Genomic DNA, 13,565 nt, shown 5'->3' with positions numbered 1-13,565 from the left:
GCAAATACATCAATCCAAAGGCGGTACGGGAAGCCCGCGCTTGGCGTAAAAGGCGTCGACAAAGGCGGCCAATGTACCTTGTTGAATAGCCTCGCGCAAACCAGCCATCAAGCGCTGGTAATGACGCAAGTTATGGATTGTATTCAACATGGCGCCGAGCATTTCGCCGCATTTATCCAGGTGATGCAGATAGGCGCGGGAGAAGTTCTGGCAGGTGTAGCAGTCGCAGGTCGGATCCAGGGGCGAATCATCATGACGATGGAACGCGTTGCGGATTTTCAGCACGCCGGTATCGATAAACAGATGACCGTTCCGCGCATTGCGGGTAGGCATCACGCAATCGAACATGTCGACGCCGCGGCGCACACCCTCCACAAGATCCTCCGGCTTGCCAACACCCATAAGGTAACGAGGTTTGTCAGCGGGCATCTGGCCCGGCAGGTAGTCGAGCACCTTGATCATCTCGTGCTTCGGCTCGCCCACCGACAGACCGCCGATGGCCAGGCCATCGAAGCCGATCTTGTCCAGGCCTTCCAGGGAGCGCATGCGCAGGTCCTGGTGCATGCCGCCCTGGACGATGCCGAAGAGTGCTGCGGTGTTATCGCCGTGGGCGTTCTTCGAGCGCTGGGCCCAGCGCAGCGACAGCTCCATGGACACCCGCGCCACGTCTTCGTCGGCCGGGTACGGGGTGCACTCGTCGAAGATCATCACCACGTCGGAGCCCAGGTCGCGCTGGACCTGCATCGACTCTTCCGGGCCCATGAAGACTTTCGAACCGTCGACCGGGGAGGCGAAGGTCACGCCCTCCTCCTTGATCTTGCGCATTGCGCCCAGGCTGAACACCTGGAAACCGCCGGAGTCGGTAAGGATCGGGCCTTTCCACTGCATGAAATCGTGCAGGTCGCCGTGGGCCTTGATCACCTCGGTGCCTGGGCGCAGCCACAGGTGGAAGGTATTGCCGAGGATCATCTCGGCGCCGATGGCCTCGATGTCCCGAGGCAGCATGCCCTTGACCGTGCCGTAGGTGCCCACCGGCATGAAGGCCGGGGTTTCCACGGTGCCACGGGGGAAGGTCAGGCGGCCGCGACGGGCCTTGCCGTCGGTGGCCAGCAACTCGAAGGACATACGACAGGTGCGACTCATGCTTGATCCTCGGGGCCGCGTGGCGCCGGATTGCGGGTGATGAACATGGCATCACCGTAACTGAAGAAGCGGTACTCGTTGCTCACGGCCGCCGCGTAGGCCGCCATGGTTTCCGGGTAACCGGCGAAGGCCGAAACCAGCATCAGCAGCGTGGACTCGGGCAAATGGAAGTTGGTGACCAGGGCATCGACCACATGGAAGGGTCGGCCGGGGAAGATGAAGATATCGGTATCGCCGCTGAACGGCTTGAGCACGCCATCACGCGCCGCGCTCTCCAGCGAGCGCACGCTGGTGGTGCCCACCGCCACCACCCGGCCACCACGGGCGCGGCAGGCGGCCACGGCATCCACCACATCCTGGCCGACTTCCAGCCACTCTTTATGCATATGGTGGTCTTCGATGCGCTCGACGCGCACCGGCTGGAATGTCCCGGCACCGACGTGCAGGGTCACGAAGGCGGTCTCGACGCCTTTCTCGGCGATCTTCGCCAGCAGGTCCTCGTCGAAATGCAGGCCGGCGGTTGGCGCGGCCACGGCACCGGCGCGCTCGGCGTACACGGTCTGGTAGCGCTCGCGATCGGCGCCTTCGTCGGGGCGGTCTATATATGGAGGCAACGGCATATGGCCGACGCGGTCCAGCAGGGGCAGCACGTCCTCGGCGAAGCGCAGTTCGAACAGGGTGTCGTGGCGCGCAACCATTTCCGCCTCACCGCCGCCGTCGATAAGGATCTGCGTGCCTGGCTTGGGCGCCTTGCTGGCGCGCACATGGGCGAGGACGCGATGGCTGTCCAGCACGCGTTCGACGAGGATCTCCAGCTTGCCGCCGGAGGCTTTCTGGCCGAACAGCCGGGCCGGGATGACGCGGGTGTTGTTGAACACCATCAGGTCGCCGGGGCGCAGGTATTCCAGCAGATCGGCGAAATGCCGATGGGCCAGCGCGCCGCTCGGGCCATCGAGGACCAGCAGCCGGCTCGCCCGGCGTTCGGCCAGCGGATGGCGGGCGATCAGGGAATCGGGGAGTTCGAAAGAAAAATCGGCGACGCGCATGGCAGTGGGGTACGGGTTCGACAGGGCCGGGAAGTTTAGCCGAAAGCGGAAAAATTGACCATGAAAGCTGATTGACCAACGGTAGGGGGCTCTTTATACTCCGCCGCCACATGCCCTGATGGCGGAATTGGTAGACGCGGCGGATTCAAAATCCGTTTTCGAAAGGAGTGGGAGTTCGAGTCTCCCTCGGGGCACCATCATTTTCCTTGTAAATCAAGGACTTAGAGAAGGGGTAGAAAGAAATTTCTACCCCTTTTTCTATCCAAAAAATCTACCCTTCTTTGCTCATTTCAGAGCCTAAAAGCCCACCTACGGCGGTTCGTCTCGCTATGCAAGCACGCGAGCGAATGACGCGAAAAAGCCCATCCCTGCCTTTCTCTGCAATGACGTTGCTCGCTCCTTCAAGGCAGCCCCCTTGGACGACGGGTCTTTGATCAGGGTGGTTTGATGTGCGGGGACTTGTACCCGTGCAGCAAATCGCCGGTTAAGCGTTGTATGGCAGTGCATCCCTATGGTTGGGTAGAATCATCGAGCGGTGCCACTGGTGGGCCACTACTCAACGATTTCTAAGGATGGCGAATGAAAAGATTAAGTCTTGTGCTGATTGCTGGATCACTGCTGAGCGGCTGTGCCACTCAGAAACCGCCGCTTTCGGATGGTCAATACACCGCATTCGCTACCCAATTGATCGGCATCATGAAGTGTGTCAACAGCGGATATATGACGCCCGATGTTGGGGCACGCGGTCAGCAGTATTCAATGGCAAATTTGAATACATGGCAATATGACAAAAATTATTTTATGAGCAGAGCACAGCAGATTGGCAATTCAGTCAATCCATCCCAAGGCGACTGCAATATGTTGTCGATGAATATTGTGCAGACAAAAAATCAGATTGACGCTCAAAATCAACAGGCGGCACAGGAAGCACAAGCGTGGCAAAACCTGCAACAACAGCAGGAACAGAATAAAACCACATATTGCAACCAGATCGGCACACAAACTATTTGCAACCGCTACTAAATCAAGGCGTGCAGCGGCTCGCCTATTCTGGTGGTCGCTTCGCTTTGAAAAACAACCATAGTCGGCGGGAAAAACCGCCAAGGTGTTAATAAATTTCCGTATGGGATAAGAACGGAAAATTTACACCGGACACAAAAAAAGCCCTTTTTTTGGGCTTCTGTTTTCTACTGCGTTTTTAGTAACCGACCATATCGACAAGCGTTTTGTAATGCTTGTTTTGTTCATTGAATACCGCCAAAAACTCTACGCCATCGACTTCAAAGCAAGGGTGAAATAACGCGGGCCTTGTGGCTTTTTTAGGCGTGCTTTCTACTCTTTCATAGTCATATGGTTTGCTACCAGCGATCAACGTAAAATGGCCAATATTGCATTTTATCTTCTTGAAGACTTTGCCATTTTTTACTAGCGAAATCCTGACAACATATTCTTTTCTAACTTCTTGAAATTTGAAAAAGTCAACCTCTGCGTTATCGTGAAAAACTTCTAGCACCGCTGGGACAAATGGAATGCCATTTTTTGGCTTCAATTCCCCCGCTTCAATTAGCTTTGTATATCTTTGCATCTGCGATAAAGACGACACGGATTTATAGGTCTTTTCAATGCAAAATTTTATCGCAGCAAAATCATAATCATGTTCATCCAGATCAATGATGTGTATTTTCTTTGATCTGGCTTCTGTGTATTCATCTGATTTGAAATAATCTCTAAATACAGCGTTAACTATATTCAATCCATTTAATGAATTGCTAACAATAAAATATTTACTCGATCTTGTATTTGTGTAGGTGTCGTCTACACCTAAAAGAGCTGATGAACGAAATGCGTCATAGGCCAACTCTCTAACGTTAAATTTTTTCGGTTTAGTAGCAATGATGTTTAGCATAAGTCTCCTTTTTGTTTTGTTACTTCCATTAGAACATATGTTAATTGTTTGTCAAATTAAACCGCCAAACTTTTTAATGGTTGAAATGGTATGGTTGAACCCTATTTAAAGTTAACGTCGAACCTTAAATATATTTTCAACCTGCTATTGACAAGAGTTTTATGGCTTATGAAAGCCAAAAACTAGGGGTTGGAAAAATCACAAAACACGAAAAAATCGAAAATTCCTTGAAAATATTTCGCCGTGTTTTTCATGAAAAATAATTTGTCAAAATAAACCGCCAAGAAAACAACAGGCACAAAAAAGCCCCGGTTAAGGGGCTTAATGATTATGGTGATTTACCAGTTTAAAGCTGTATTCAACGACCTGTCAGAGACGTAGCAATCAAAAACGTACCCAACGCCACGGCGATCTTCAAGGTTTCGCTTTGCTGCTTCATACGAAATTTTTACGTCAGCAACGTAAAAATAAAGGTCATCTTCTTCTTCAACGACAGTAACGTTGAAACGACAGTCAGTCAAAATATGAAGGATTAAGGCACTTGCGGCGGCGACCTGTGACACATTGTCGAAGTCGATATCATCGATCAACAGGCCAAAACCTTCTTTGTCGCAATGCTCATAATCTTCGTAAAAATCATCGTATTTAGATTGACTGAAAGTCATGCGGGTACGCCTCCCAGTTTCTTGATCAAAGCATCGAAATCCGACACCTTGTTTTTCTTGATCAAGTCATTGAGATAATCAGCATATGTCGTGAAGCCTAGTGCTTTAATCTTTCCATCAACCGCCCCGGCTTTCTTGCTTTGCAGGACCGTTTCAACGCCATTGATCATGACTTTGTATTTAGTGGCTTTCGCCCTTGGTGCCCTCACGCTCACGCTTTTAGGTGTTTTGGCGGGGGTTTTAACGTTGTGAAGGGAATGCACCACGTCGAGAAAATCGGCCACGTTATAGCCATGCTTTTCACGTAAGGCTTCAAGCTCTTCAACAAATTTAAGCACCTTGGCTTCATTTTCATCTGCTTCGAGCTTTTTGATTTGTTCAACAATGGCTTTTTGCTGTGCCAGTAGGTCAAGCAATTTCGACATTTTCAACGATCCTTATTGAGATCATGTAGGAATGGGGAGTAGCTTTTTTTAATCTTGGCGTAAAACTCGGGCCAATTATCATCAACGATTTTTGAAATTGTTTCTTTTACATTTTCAAGATTTTCTTGGCTTTCGACTTCTGATTGTCGATAGCCTAGGGTGTAAAGTATGACATAAAGGGCGAACGGTTTTAATGCTGATTTTAAGGCTATTTCAACGCCAAATAAACCCACATCAACGCCCGACTTAACGTCTAGCACTTCGACACAATATTCATCGAAATGGAGGCAATCCAACGCTTTACCGTCCCTAGGATCTCTCGCCCATTGGTTGTGCAGCGTTTCTAAAATAATTGATTGATTAACGACTAGCTTTTCAAGGATCAAGATTTTCTAGCCTACCTATGGACAAAATCAGGATCTTAAAATCAGTGTGTAGATTTGTCAAAATAAACCGCCAAGGTCAAAGATTTTAGGGTTTTGATTTTTAGCCTCACCAGAATGGCTTTTGACCTTCGCTTACATATTATATAAATAAAAAACATTTACGTAGTAAATATCTTGTACCGTCATAGAACAATTAAAAAAGCCCGCCAAAACAAGGGAAATTTAAAAATCTCGGTTATAGCATTTTATTTTTTAACGTCTAAAACGCTCGTTTTTTGAGTTTTCGGTTAACGCATTTTATTTTTTTTGTGCGGTTTATGCTTTGAATATTGGGTTTTCCTAATAGCATTAAAGTATGGTTAACGCAGTTTATTAACTTTTTCCTGTTTTATCCTTGTAATTTCTTTTTTTAATGGTTCAATATAAGAAAGAACAAGGAAAAAATAACCGTGCAATACAATTTAAGAGAAATAAAAGACAATAAGGGGAATCCAAGAAAAGTCAGATCATTAAAAACATTCACATCAGTGCCAAGGCTCTTTTTGATATTGCCGCTATTTAACATCATAAACGGCAGCGAAAACCGTGATGAACCTATCATAGTACCTAAACATCAAAACACGCGAAATATAGAGATAAAGAACGCACAATTGACCATCGAAAATGATTTTGATGTGTTTTTGTTTATCCTCAGAAAGGTTTTTCGTAGCAACAGCACATCAATAGAATTTTCAACATCAGAAATGATGGACGAACTAAACATCGAAAAAGTAAGCCGAGCACAGTATTTAAAGACTTTTATCAAGTCAGTAAAAAGACTGAGCAATATCCATGTTGAGTATGAGGAAAAAGTCAATGGCGAATGGCAACACACATTCTTCAATTTCATTGAAGGTAGATTGACTAAATCCAAAGGCACAATTGAGGTTTCAAAATTCTTTATTGAATTTTTCGGAAACCTAAAAGAACTGTATGAGATCAATCCAGAAATTTTAGGCGTTTTGAATAAGTACCAGAGGATCTTATACGTCCTATACGTGTGTAACAGAATGAGCACAACCAATTATTTCAGTGTAGATAGATTGAAAGAAAGATTTAACATCAACAGCGATAAAATGCCAGATAAGCAATTCATCAAAAAAATTAGAGACACGAACAAAGATTTGCAAGACCTTGGTTTGATTATCGGCTTTAAAGAAATCAAAGCATTAGACAAAGAAGGAAAAAATGACAATCCACGTCAACCAACGGTTCAATTTGACGTTGATTATACCTACAAGACTTTGTATCCAAAGATCAGCAAATTGCGTGAGTTATCAGCCTTGATAAAGGGTTTTAAGGATACAAAGAACGTGGATATTGAAGAAGAAAAAGAAGAACCTAAACAAATAAAAACAGATGATGGAGACGAAGAATGGATATAAAAGAAATTAGAGAAATCGACTTGAAGCACGTCAGTGTTGCTGCTACTGCTTTAATTCAACACATTGAAAGCATATTGAGTAAGATCCCGAGCGACATCGTTAGGCAGGTCATAGCCGCTAGATTAGGTGCCGCTATATCTCAGGGGGGGAATGAAAAATTGCTGCGTCAGATCCTTCTATTGGCGGTTACAGCCATAGAAAAAAGTAAGCTGATAGAGCACAAGATAGCGACCAATGATCTTGAATTTAATCCCATAACTGGTGAGATCATGAGTGAGTTAAACGTCATTCCTGCTGTTGATTCAGTGATCAAGGTCATGAAAGAAGTTAAAGAAAAAACACCGCCAAAGGCAACGCAAAAACCTAACAACCCACAACAATCAGGAGACCAATGAGCGACGAATTTTCTGTGTTTTATGTGCTACATGATCTGATCCCGGTCGCTGTAGTTTTAGGTATTTGCTGCCTTCTTGTTTCCGTGCATTTATTAATTGAATCCGAAAGCAAAAACAATTTCACATCAAAAGAAATTAAAATTACTTGGATCTTGATGGCCGTTGGTCTGCTTCTATTAATCAGCCCCGGCGTTACAGAAAAAATTGTATTCAACTATTTTTCGCCAGAAAGTTTTTGTAAGTTTGAGAAGGGACGCGATCAACGTCTTCAAGAACATTGCGTGTTTCATGTAAAAATAAAAGAAATAATTGAACATCGATCAGGAGAACAATGAATGTAAGAAATTTCATCACATTTTTAACGCTGCTTTTCCTTCCAGTCATCGCATTCGCTGATGACGCTACGCAAGCCCGCGTCGAGCTAATTTCAGCTAATATTGGCTTGATTAAACTCGTGGTATTTCTTATCGGTTTTATCACCTTTGTCTCAGGTGGGTACAAGCTCATATTGCTTACAGAGCAGGGTGGAAAAATGGGCAAAAGCGTGCCCCTTGTCTATATCCTTGTTGGCACCATTCTTATGAGCCTTACAACGTCTATCAGCGTTTTTGGCAACACATTATTCAAGGCCGGGGATTTCTGTTTTGTTGTCGCAGAAGGATCAATAGATAACGCTTGTATGAATACAGAGGTATCAGGTCTTACCGGGGAACTCCAAAGCAGGGTTGAAAAGCTGTCGAGTGGTAGCACTGCTAAACAATTCATGCAAAATATTCAAATAATTATCGGTATTTTCCAGATCATCGGGTTCATTTATTTTGCGATTGGAGCGTATGGATTAGCACAGGTCGCCAATGGATCATCAAAAGAAAATGGCTACGGTAAACCCATAATCACCATGTTTGCATCTGCATTGATTGTGGATATTCCGCACACTGCTCAGATGGCCATTGATACGTTGGAAAGGATAGGAATTAACTTTTAAAAAACTACGGAGAATTTATGAAAAAAATGATCATGCTTTTAACGCTTTTATCACCAGCGGGGGCTTTTGCTTTTGAGAATCCTTGTGCCAATGGTTGCACAATCGATCAGATCAAAGCGTTCAACAAAGCAAACTATAAATCCACTGAGCAAATAATTCGTGAAGCCGAGGAAACAGAGCGTTTAATGTATGAGGAATGGCTCAAAGAGCACAACGAAGCACAGGCCCGAGCTGACGCCTTGCCCAAAGCCAAATACGTTGCAAAGCCGCCCTATTGGACGTGTGTAGCTGGGACTTATGAAAAAGCCACGGCTATTTTAGGTGATGATGCGAGAGAACATATTTCTGTAAGCATTGGTGAAACCATTGATAAATGCGTATTTACTGTTAAACAGTTTTATCCTGATGGGAAAGCTTGCGACAACTTAGCCGCATTGTCTGGTATCGCAAAATTTACGCCGGGGGTTTATGGTGAAGAAGAATGCAGATTTGAAAAGGAAAAATGGGAAGCTACAAAGGATTTTGCAGATGTGATGTATACACCAGCTTGGACAACCGCAATTGATAAAAAATATAGAGCGGCGTTAAAGCCAGTTACAGAAAAACACGTTGATAGAGTTCGCAAACTACAAGAGCAAGAAAAAGCTAAAGAAGTAACAAAGTGACGGCTATTTTCGCGTGATTTGATTTTTTAATATTATTATATATAATAATATTAACAACATCATTTTACGCCATGCACCAATCAAGATTATTTTTTATTTCAACACTCGCTGTCATAGCGTCGTGTGCGTTTCTAATTTCTGTCGCCGTTCAATATCCAGAAGCAATTTCAAATCCTAATCTGGTTTTTCTAATCAGTTTGGAATTATTTGCTATTTTCAATCTTTTCTTGATGAACTCAATAATCCGCAAGGAGAAAACCAAAAAAAACAATAACGAGGAAATACAATGAAAAAGCCATTATTCTTACTAACCGTTCTATTTGCTTCAATGACTGCAAACGCAGCCTTTAAAATCGCTATTCCGCTCGAAGCTAATGCGGGCGGTTCGTTACCTGCCAGCAGCATTGCTTTCGTAAAGCCGGGTGATTCAGGTTCAAACCCTTCCAATCCGTCTAATCCAGAAACCCCAACAACGCCAGAAAATCCAGCGGAAAACCCTGATGGATCAGAAACACCAGCAGAAAAAACAGGGGCTGAATTGTGTGATGACAGAGTGCAACCAACGATCAATTTCTTAGCTATGAACTATCCTGACATTTATTACATGTCGCATGCTTATCAAAAATTGACTATGCCTGAAGATGAACCCATGATTATGGGTTGCAGAATAGTTTTGAATGCACCGTTTTCAAAATCGTTTAAGTGTATAAGCAGTAATGAATATACTTTGAGTGCGTCGAATAAGCTTTTTGATCGAGGTATTGACGAGGTTGCATTCGAACACTATGGGGCATGTCAGTAACAAGAAAACGCCAAAAGGCGTTTTTTTATTGAGGTTTTGGCATGTTCTTTTTACGTTTTTTATTTTGATGGTACTGGCTTTCAGCTTCATCATTTTTGTCTTTTATTTCTTTATCAAGAACACGCATTTCTGAAAATTTATCTTCAATCATATTTGCAGTGAAGCTATTTGTCATGTCGCATAGAGCCGTGACAAATCCTTCAATAATTCCAGCCGCACCGCTATTAGCTGCTCTTTCTGCTGGGGTTTCTGCTTGTCTTCGTGTTTCGGAAACTTTGAAGTGTGTGAAGCTTTCAAGCTTAAATGCACTGTTATTCTCTGTTCTCATGTCTGATGTAGATTTATGAACGTGATGGGCATTTTTACTCAACGTATTTTCAGCATTGGTTAGATCTGGATTGAACTTGTTTTGTTCTTGTTCAAGCTTAAATTTATCAGCTTGCGTCGGTGAATAGCCTGACAATGTATGGCCTTTTTTATCCAACCCCATTAGGTGGAATTGAAGCCATATTTGACTTTTCGCATAGTCACTACCATCAAGCCTAAAATTGTCAGGCTTGTGGGTGTTTTCCATCAGTTTTTGCAAGCCAGCTTTGATAGCGGTCGGGCTATTGCTGTTGAACTCTACACGGCCACGCTGAGCGTCGTATTCAAAGGCTTTCTTGGTAGAGTTCTTAAAGTAGAACTCATGCCCATCATGACTATCGAAACGTGTGTCTAAAACGCGGTTGGATTTCTTTTTCTTAGCTTCGTACTGGTCAAGGTCTGCTTGGGTGACATACATGTCAAAGCTGATGCCGCCCATTTCGCGTTCTGGGGCCTTTTTCACGCCGAGACGTGCAAGGGTGTCACTGAACTGGGGATCGTCGCCAAAACGGGCTTTTAGGGCCTTGTAGGAGCCACCCACATCGGACGCCTTGAAGATCTTCCCGTCCTTTTCCAGCGAATAGGCGTTGTTGCCGTTGGTGATCAACGTGTAGCCATCGCGGTCAAGGAATTCGAGGAACTCGCCAGCGGTCATAGCCTTGTCAGTAGCTGCGGCCACGGCTTCCTTGAACAAGGTTTTTTCGGATTTTTTGCCTTTTTTCTCGTAACGCCATTCGTTAGACGATTGGGGATTTGTCGGCATATCCGGTTTTAGGAATTTTCTGTTTTCAACGACCTTTAAGCCATTCGCCATTTCTGTCTTGTGCAGGGCTTTTTCAAATAGCTCGTAGTCGTTTTTTTGGTTGTAGATTTTCCCGGCGTTGTCGCGTTTGTTCCAGACCAAATGGACGTGGATTTGATCGGTGTCAGTATGCACGCCCCAGCGGTGCTGGTGGTTGTCTATGTCGAGCACGTCACGCCACACGCCCAAGGCTAATTCAGCGGCTTGCTCGGGTGTGATGTTGTCGGCAGCGTCAAAGCTGATCATTTCGTGCATGCCTACATTTTCTTGTTTTCTACCTGATTTATTTTCATATTTGTTGTTGACCTGATCGCACTTTTTTACGCCGAGCCTCACGAAGTCCGCAATGCTGGTTTTTTCAAATTTCGCTTGGCTACCGCCGACCAACGCAGCTTTTTCAAGTGCATAATTCATCGCACGACCCATCGAGCCGCTATCAGGTAATTTGCTTAATTCTTTCCTAATCATTTTGCAACCCTCTTTTTAATCACCGCTTTTGTGTTTTTTTCAACCACAACGGTTTCAAGAGCGTCAAACTTGGTGATGACTTGTTCGAGGGTTTTTATGTCTTGCTCTGTGAATGCCTCCCCGGCGTTCACCTTCCTAGCCATCTGGTTAAGGTTGTTACCGATTGAGCCAAGCATTTTTTCGATTTTCTCGAAAGAGGCGAGCAAGGTAGGGTTATTGATTTCGATGATTTGATCAAATCCATCATTGACGATTTTTTTGATCAATGCTGTTTTAGTCATTGAAAGACTAGAAGCGAGTTTATTGATTTTTGCAATGTCTTCTTTGCTAGCTCTTATTGATATTTTGTCTTGTGCCATGTATCTCCTGATCGATGTGTTTTATTTGGTGAACAAAGGCCGGGGCCTTTTGCTCATGTTTACAATCTGCCTTCTGCAAGCTCTATGATGAAAATTGCAAAAGTCTTGATGTCTCGCATATCCTGCCCGTGGATTTTATGATCATGGTTGTCTTCAGCGGCGTTATACGCAATTGATTGTATGTCGGCAGCAAGTCGATAAATAATATCACCTAGTTTTTTGCTTCCGTCTGGATAGCTATCTAGAAAGTCTTTCATAACTACATTTTCAAACCAATCAATTTGGCCTGTTCTTTCGTGATAGCCTCTGACAAAATCTATTATTGGCTTTAATTCTTTTAGGCGTTCATCTTCTTTTTCTTTTTTGCGTGCTTCCATTTCTTTCAAGAAAACGGCCCGAGCTGCAGCACGTCTTTCCACTTCTTTTTCATCAATACTGGCGTTCTTGTGGATAACGGTTTTTTGTATGGGTTCACTTTTCACTTCATCGCCAAAATCAAAATCATTGCTGTCTTCAAAATCGAATTCACTGCTAACGTCAAATTCTTCTTGGTCTTTTTTGTCTGTCATAATTTTCCTCATGCTCATTATTGGTTTTTTCTGTAACGTCCGAAGGCGTTACAGTAGGCTTGCTTTTGACTTTGCTTTTGCTTCTCCATTTTCAAACGAAGTGCAGAAAATCAAGCGGAAACGGAACAAAAAAGACCGTAGGTTTTTTTGTGACCGACAAATTTAACGAAGTTAAAATGTCGGACGTTTCCATTGCTTGCCTGTATTTAAAAGCAACCTATATAAATGTTGTATCATATATTTTAATGCTTTCAATATCGTCCGACAATTTTGTACGACATAGAAAGCGTCCGACATTTTAGAAAACGTATGACAAAACGTACGACATAAACCGTTTGATTGTTAGACCTTTAGGATGAGCTATCTAACGTTTGATTTTTAGACAACATAAAAAAAGGCCATCCATAACTTGGGCAGCCTCTAAATCGTTTGATGGTTAGACTTATTTGCGTGCTTTTTTGGCGTTTGATTTTTAGACCGCATAAAAAAGGCCACCCAATGAGGTAGCCTTTTGAGCAACTGATAGCAATCAAAACCAAGCTGACTGAATAATGCCTATATATGCCCAATGATTTATTAGAAAACCATACCGCTATCACTGGCAGACTTCAAACGTTCACCGTGAGGGCTTTTATTGAACTGCTGGACTTTCTTGTAGGTCATCAACTTCTTGGGACTATCCGCATCGTATTTGCTAGAGAAAGCTTGAAACTCGTTTTCGCCTACGGTTTTGATATGAATCTGGAGTTCGGGGCTTTCCATCCCATAGAGTTCAACAAAGCCGGTAATCTCACTCTGTCTGGCAATCATGACTGCTTCTTTACTCACTTTGTCGTAAGTATAAAAAGTGGCCTTAACCATGATGGCGTTGCCCAAAGAGGTGTCGGCTCTACCAAAGTATTTGTTGTCATAAGCTTCAAAGACTACGCCACCATTCATTTCTTTGGTCTGGCCAAGCCATTTGTAGCCCTCAATGACTTTAGCTACTGACTTAATAGGGCCGGAATATTCAACGCTAGTCCTATCGTGGTCAAGCTCTACTCTTTCGTAAGCCTGAACGGTAGATGCTAAGGATGATGCGGCCAGAACTAATGAAAAATAAAATCCGATGGTTTTCTTCATCTCTCTTCCTTGCCATTCAATGAAAATCGGTAAGCCA

General features: G+C 44.3%; 17 protein-coding genes and 1 tRNA gene. 8 read left to right on the top strand and 10 right to left on the bottom strand.

The features are described from left to right. Positions 1-9: 9 nt before the first annotated feature. On the bottom strand, positions 10-1,125 hold the full coding sequence (tgt, locus tag PSEMO_RS30295) for a tRNA guanosine(34) transglycosylase Tgt (RefSeq protein WP_178392087.1): 1,116 nt from the start codon (positions 1,123-1,125) through the stop codon (positions 10-12). Positions 1,126-1,139: 14 nt separating this feature from the next. Then, entirely contained in the window at positions 1,140-2,189 is a 1,050-nt protein-coding gene (gene queA / locus PSEMO_RS30290; protein WP_075806541.1) for a tRNA preQ1(34) S-adenosylmethionine ribosyltransferase-isomerase QueA, read from the bottom strand. A 112-nt stretch (positions 2,190-2,301) separates the two neighbouring features. Here queA and PSEMO_RS30285 point away from each other — a divergent pair. After that, a tRNA-Leu gene (locus PSEMO_RS30285) sits at positions 2,302-2,386 on the top strand. A 382-nt stretch (positions 2,387-2,768) separates the two neighbouring features. Beyond that, positions 2,769-3,212, top strand: a complete 444-nt coding sequence (locus tag PSEMO_RS30280) for a hypothetical protein (RefSeq protein ID WP_075806540.1) — start codon at positions 2,769-2,771, stop codon at positions 3,210-3,212. 175 nt (positions 3,213-3,387) lie between these two features. Here PSEMO_RS30280 and PSEMO_RS33355 read toward each other — a convergent pair whose 3' ends face one another. From PSEMO_RS33355 to PSEMO_RS33350, 4 genes are all read right to left on the bottom strand, one after another. Beyond that, on the bottom strand, positions 3,388-4,095 hold the full coding sequence (locus PSEMO_RS33355; protein WP_075806539.1) for a hypothetical protein: 708 nt from the start codon (positions 4,093-4,095) through the stop codon (positions 3,388-3,390). Positions 4,096-4,433: 338 nt separating this feature from the next. Next, entirely contained in the window at positions 4,434-4,760 is a 327-nt protein-coding gene (locus PSEMO_RS30270; RefSeq protein ID WP_042939617.1) for a hypothetical protein, read from the bottom strand. Continuing rightward, positions 4,757-5,185, bottom strand: coding sequence for a hypothetical protein (locus PSEMO_RS30265; RefSeq protein ID WP_042939616.1), 429 nt, complete (start codon positions 5,183-5,185; stop codon positions 4,757-4,759). The genes PSEMO_RS30270 and PSEMO_RS30265 overlap by 4 nt, the downstream gene beginning before the upstream one ends. Before the next feature lie 2 nt (positions 5,186-5,187). Then, complete coding sequence (locus PSEMO_RS33350) at positions 5,188-5,571, bottom strand: hypothetical protein (RefSeq protein ID WP_144443653.1); 384 nt, start codon at positions 5,569-5,571, stop codon at positions 5,188-5,190. A gap of 449 nt (positions 5,572-6,020) precedes the next feature. Between PSEMO_RS33350 and PSEMO_RS30260 the strand changes: the two genes are divergently transcribed. The 6 genes from PSEMO_RS30260 to PSEMO_RS33335 all read left to right on the top strand — a co-directional run bounded on the left by PSEMO_RS30260 (position 6,021) and on the right by PSEMO_RS33335 (position 9,842). Beyond that, positions 6,021-6,995 carry a replication initiation protein gene (locus PSEMO_RS30260; protein WP_178392084.1) on the top strand — a complete coding sequence of 325 codons (975 nt, stop codon included), beginning with the start codon at positions 6,021-6,023 and terminating at the stop codon, positions 6,993-6,995. After that, positions 6,986-7,390 carry a hypothetical protein gene (locus PSEMO_RS30255; protein WP_075806538.1) on the top strand — a complete coding sequence of 135 codons (405 nt, stop codon included), beginning with the start codon at positions 6,986-6,988 and terminating at the stop codon, positions 7,388-7,390. Before PSEMO_RS30260 ends, PSEMO_RS30255 begins: the two co-directional genes overlap by 10 nt. Beyond that, positions 7,387-7,725 carry a hypothetical protein gene (locus PSEMO_RS33345; protein ID WP_144443652.1) on the top strand — a complete coding sequence of 113 codons (339 nt, stop codon included), beginning with the start codon at positions 7,387-7,389 and terminating at the stop codon, positions 7,723-7,725. The genes PSEMO_RS30255 and PSEMO_RS33345 overlap by 4 nt, the downstream gene beginning before the upstream one ends. Continuing rightward, on the top strand, positions 7,722-8,375 hold the full coding sequence (locus PSEMO_RS30250) for a hypothetical protein (protein WP_075806537.1): 654 nt from the start codon (positions 7,722-7,724) through the stop codon (positions 8,373-8,375). Before PSEMO_RS33345 ends, PSEMO_RS30250 begins: the two co-directional genes overlap by 4 nt. A gap of 17 nt (positions 8,376-8,392) precedes the next feature. Then, positions 8,393-9,040, top strand: coding sequence for a hypothetical protein (locus PSEMO_RS33340; protein WP_144443651.1), 648 nt, complete (start codon positions 8,393-8,395; stop codon positions 9,038-9,040). Positions 9,041-9,326: 286 nt separating this feature from the next. Beyond that, positions 9,327-9,842 (top strand): hypothetical protein, encoded by a 516-nt coding sequence (locus PSEMO_RS33335; protein ID WP_144443650.1) that lies wholly within the window; start codon positions 9,327-9,329, stop codon positions 9,840-9,842. Positions 9,843-9,867: 25 nt separating this feature from the next. On the opposite strand, the gene PSEMO_RS30245 is transcribed toward PSEMO_RS33335, so the two are convergent. The 4 genes from PSEMO_RS30245 to PSEMO_RS30230 all read right to left on the bottom strand — a co-directional run bounded on the left by PSEMO_RS30245 (position 9,868) and on the right by PSEMO_RS30230 (position 13,528). Further along, positions 9,868-11,478 (bottom strand): relaxase/mobilization nuclease domain-containing protein, encoded by a 1,611-nt coding sequence (locus PSEMO_RS30245; RefSeq protein WP_075806536.1) that lies wholly within the window; start codon positions 11,476-11,478, stop codon positions 9,868-9,870. After that, positions 11,475-11,837: a plasmid mobilization relaxosome protein MobC gene (mobC, locus tag PSEMO_RS30240; RefSeq protein ID WP_075806535.1), complete on the bottom strand. Its 363-nt coding sequence runs from the start codon at positions 11,835-11,837 to the stop codon at positions 11,475-11,477. The genes PSEMO_RS30245 and mobC overlap by 4 nt, the downstream gene beginning before the upstream one ends. 59 nt (positions 11,838-11,896) lie before the next feature. Continuing rightward, positions 11,897-12,406 carry a hypothetical protein gene (locus tag PSEMO_RS30235; protein WP_144443649.1) on the bottom strand — a complete coding sequence of 170 codons (510 nt, stop codon included), beginning with the start codon at positions 12,404-12,406 and terminating at the stop codon, positions 11,897-11,899. A gap of 576 nt (positions 12,407-12,982) precedes the next feature. Then, positions 12,983-13,528: a hypothetical protein gene (locus PSEMO_RS30230; protein ID WP_075806533.1), complete on the bottom strand. Its 546-nt coding sequence runs from the start codon at positions 13,526-13,528 to the stop codon at positions 12,983-12,985. Positions 13,529-13,565 lie beyond the last annotated feature (37 nt).

The organism is Pseudomonas putida (assembly GCF_001941965.1).
Classification (GTDB): domain Bacteria; phylum Pseudomonadota; class Gammaproteobacteria; order Pseudomonadales; family Pseudomonadaceae; genus Aquipseudomonas; species Aquipseudomonas putida_L.
Note: the sequence above shows the minus strand (reverse complement) of the source record. Positions and strands in the feature narration are given on the sequence as shown.

Excerpts from the sequence above, each read along its gene's own strand:
- tgt (WP_178392087.1), bottom strand. The coding sequence starts at position 1,125 with ATGTCCTTCGAGTTGCTGGCCACCGACGGCAAGGCCCGTCGCGGCCGC.
- queA (WP_075806541.1), bottom strand. The coding sequence starts at position 2,189 with ATGCGCGTCGCCGATTTTTCTTTCGAACTCCCCGATTCCCTGATCGCC.
- PSEMO_RS30280 (WP_075806540.1), top strand. The coding sequence starts at position 2,769 with ATGAAAAGATTAAGTCTTGTGCTGATTGCTGGATCACTGCTGAGCGGC.
- PSEMO_RS33355 (WP_075806539.1), bottom strand. The coding sequence starts at position 4,095 with ATGCTAAACATCATTGCTACTAAACCGAAAAAATTTAACGTTAGAGAG.
- PSEMO_RS30270 (WP_042939617.1), bottom strand. The coding sequence starts at position 4,760 with ATGACTTTCAGTCAATCTAAATACGATGATTTTTACGAAGATTATGAG.
- PSEMO_RS30265 (WP_042939616.1), bottom strand. The coding sequence starts at position 5,185 with ATGTCGAAATTGCTTGACCTACTGGCACAGCAAAAAGCCATTGTTGAA.
- PSEMO_RS30255 (WP_075806538.1), top strand. The coding sequence starts at position 6,986 with ATGGATATAAAAGAAATTAGAGAAATCGACTTGAAGCACGTCAGTGTT.
- PSEMO_RS33345 (WP_144443652.1), top strand. The coding sequence starts at position 7,387 with ATGAGCGACGAATTTTCTGTGTTTTATGTGCTACATGATCTGATCCCG.
- PSEMO_RS30250 (WP_075806537.1), top strand. The coding sequence starts at position 7,722 with ATGAATGTAAGAAATTTCATCACATTTTTAACGCTGCTTTTCCTTCCA.
- PSEMO_RS33340 (WP_144443651.1), top strand. The coding sequence starts at position 8,393 with ATGAAAAAAATGATCATGCTTTTAACGCTTTTATCACCAGCGGGGGCT.
- PSEMO_RS33335 (WP_144443650.1), top strand. The coding sequence starts at position 9,327 with ATGAAAAAGCCATTATTCTTACTAACCGTTCTATTTGCTTCAATGACT.
- PSEMO_RS30245 (WP_075806536.1), bottom strand. The coding sequence starts at position 11,478 with ATGATTAGGAAAGAATTAAGCAAATTACCTGATAGCGGCTCGATGGGT.
- mobC (WP_075806535.1), bottom strand. The coding sequence starts at position 11,837 with ATGGCACAAGACAAAATATCAATAAGAGCTAGCAAAGAAGACATTGCA.
- PSEMO_RS30235 (WP_144443649.1), bottom strand. The coding sequence starts at position 12,406 with ATGACAGACAAAAAAGACCAAGAAGAATTTGACGTTAGCAGTGAATTC.
- PSEMO_RS30230 (WP_075806533.1), bottom strand. The coding sequence starts at position 13,528 with ATGAAGAAAACCATCGGATTTTATTTTTCATTAGTTCTGGCCGCATCA.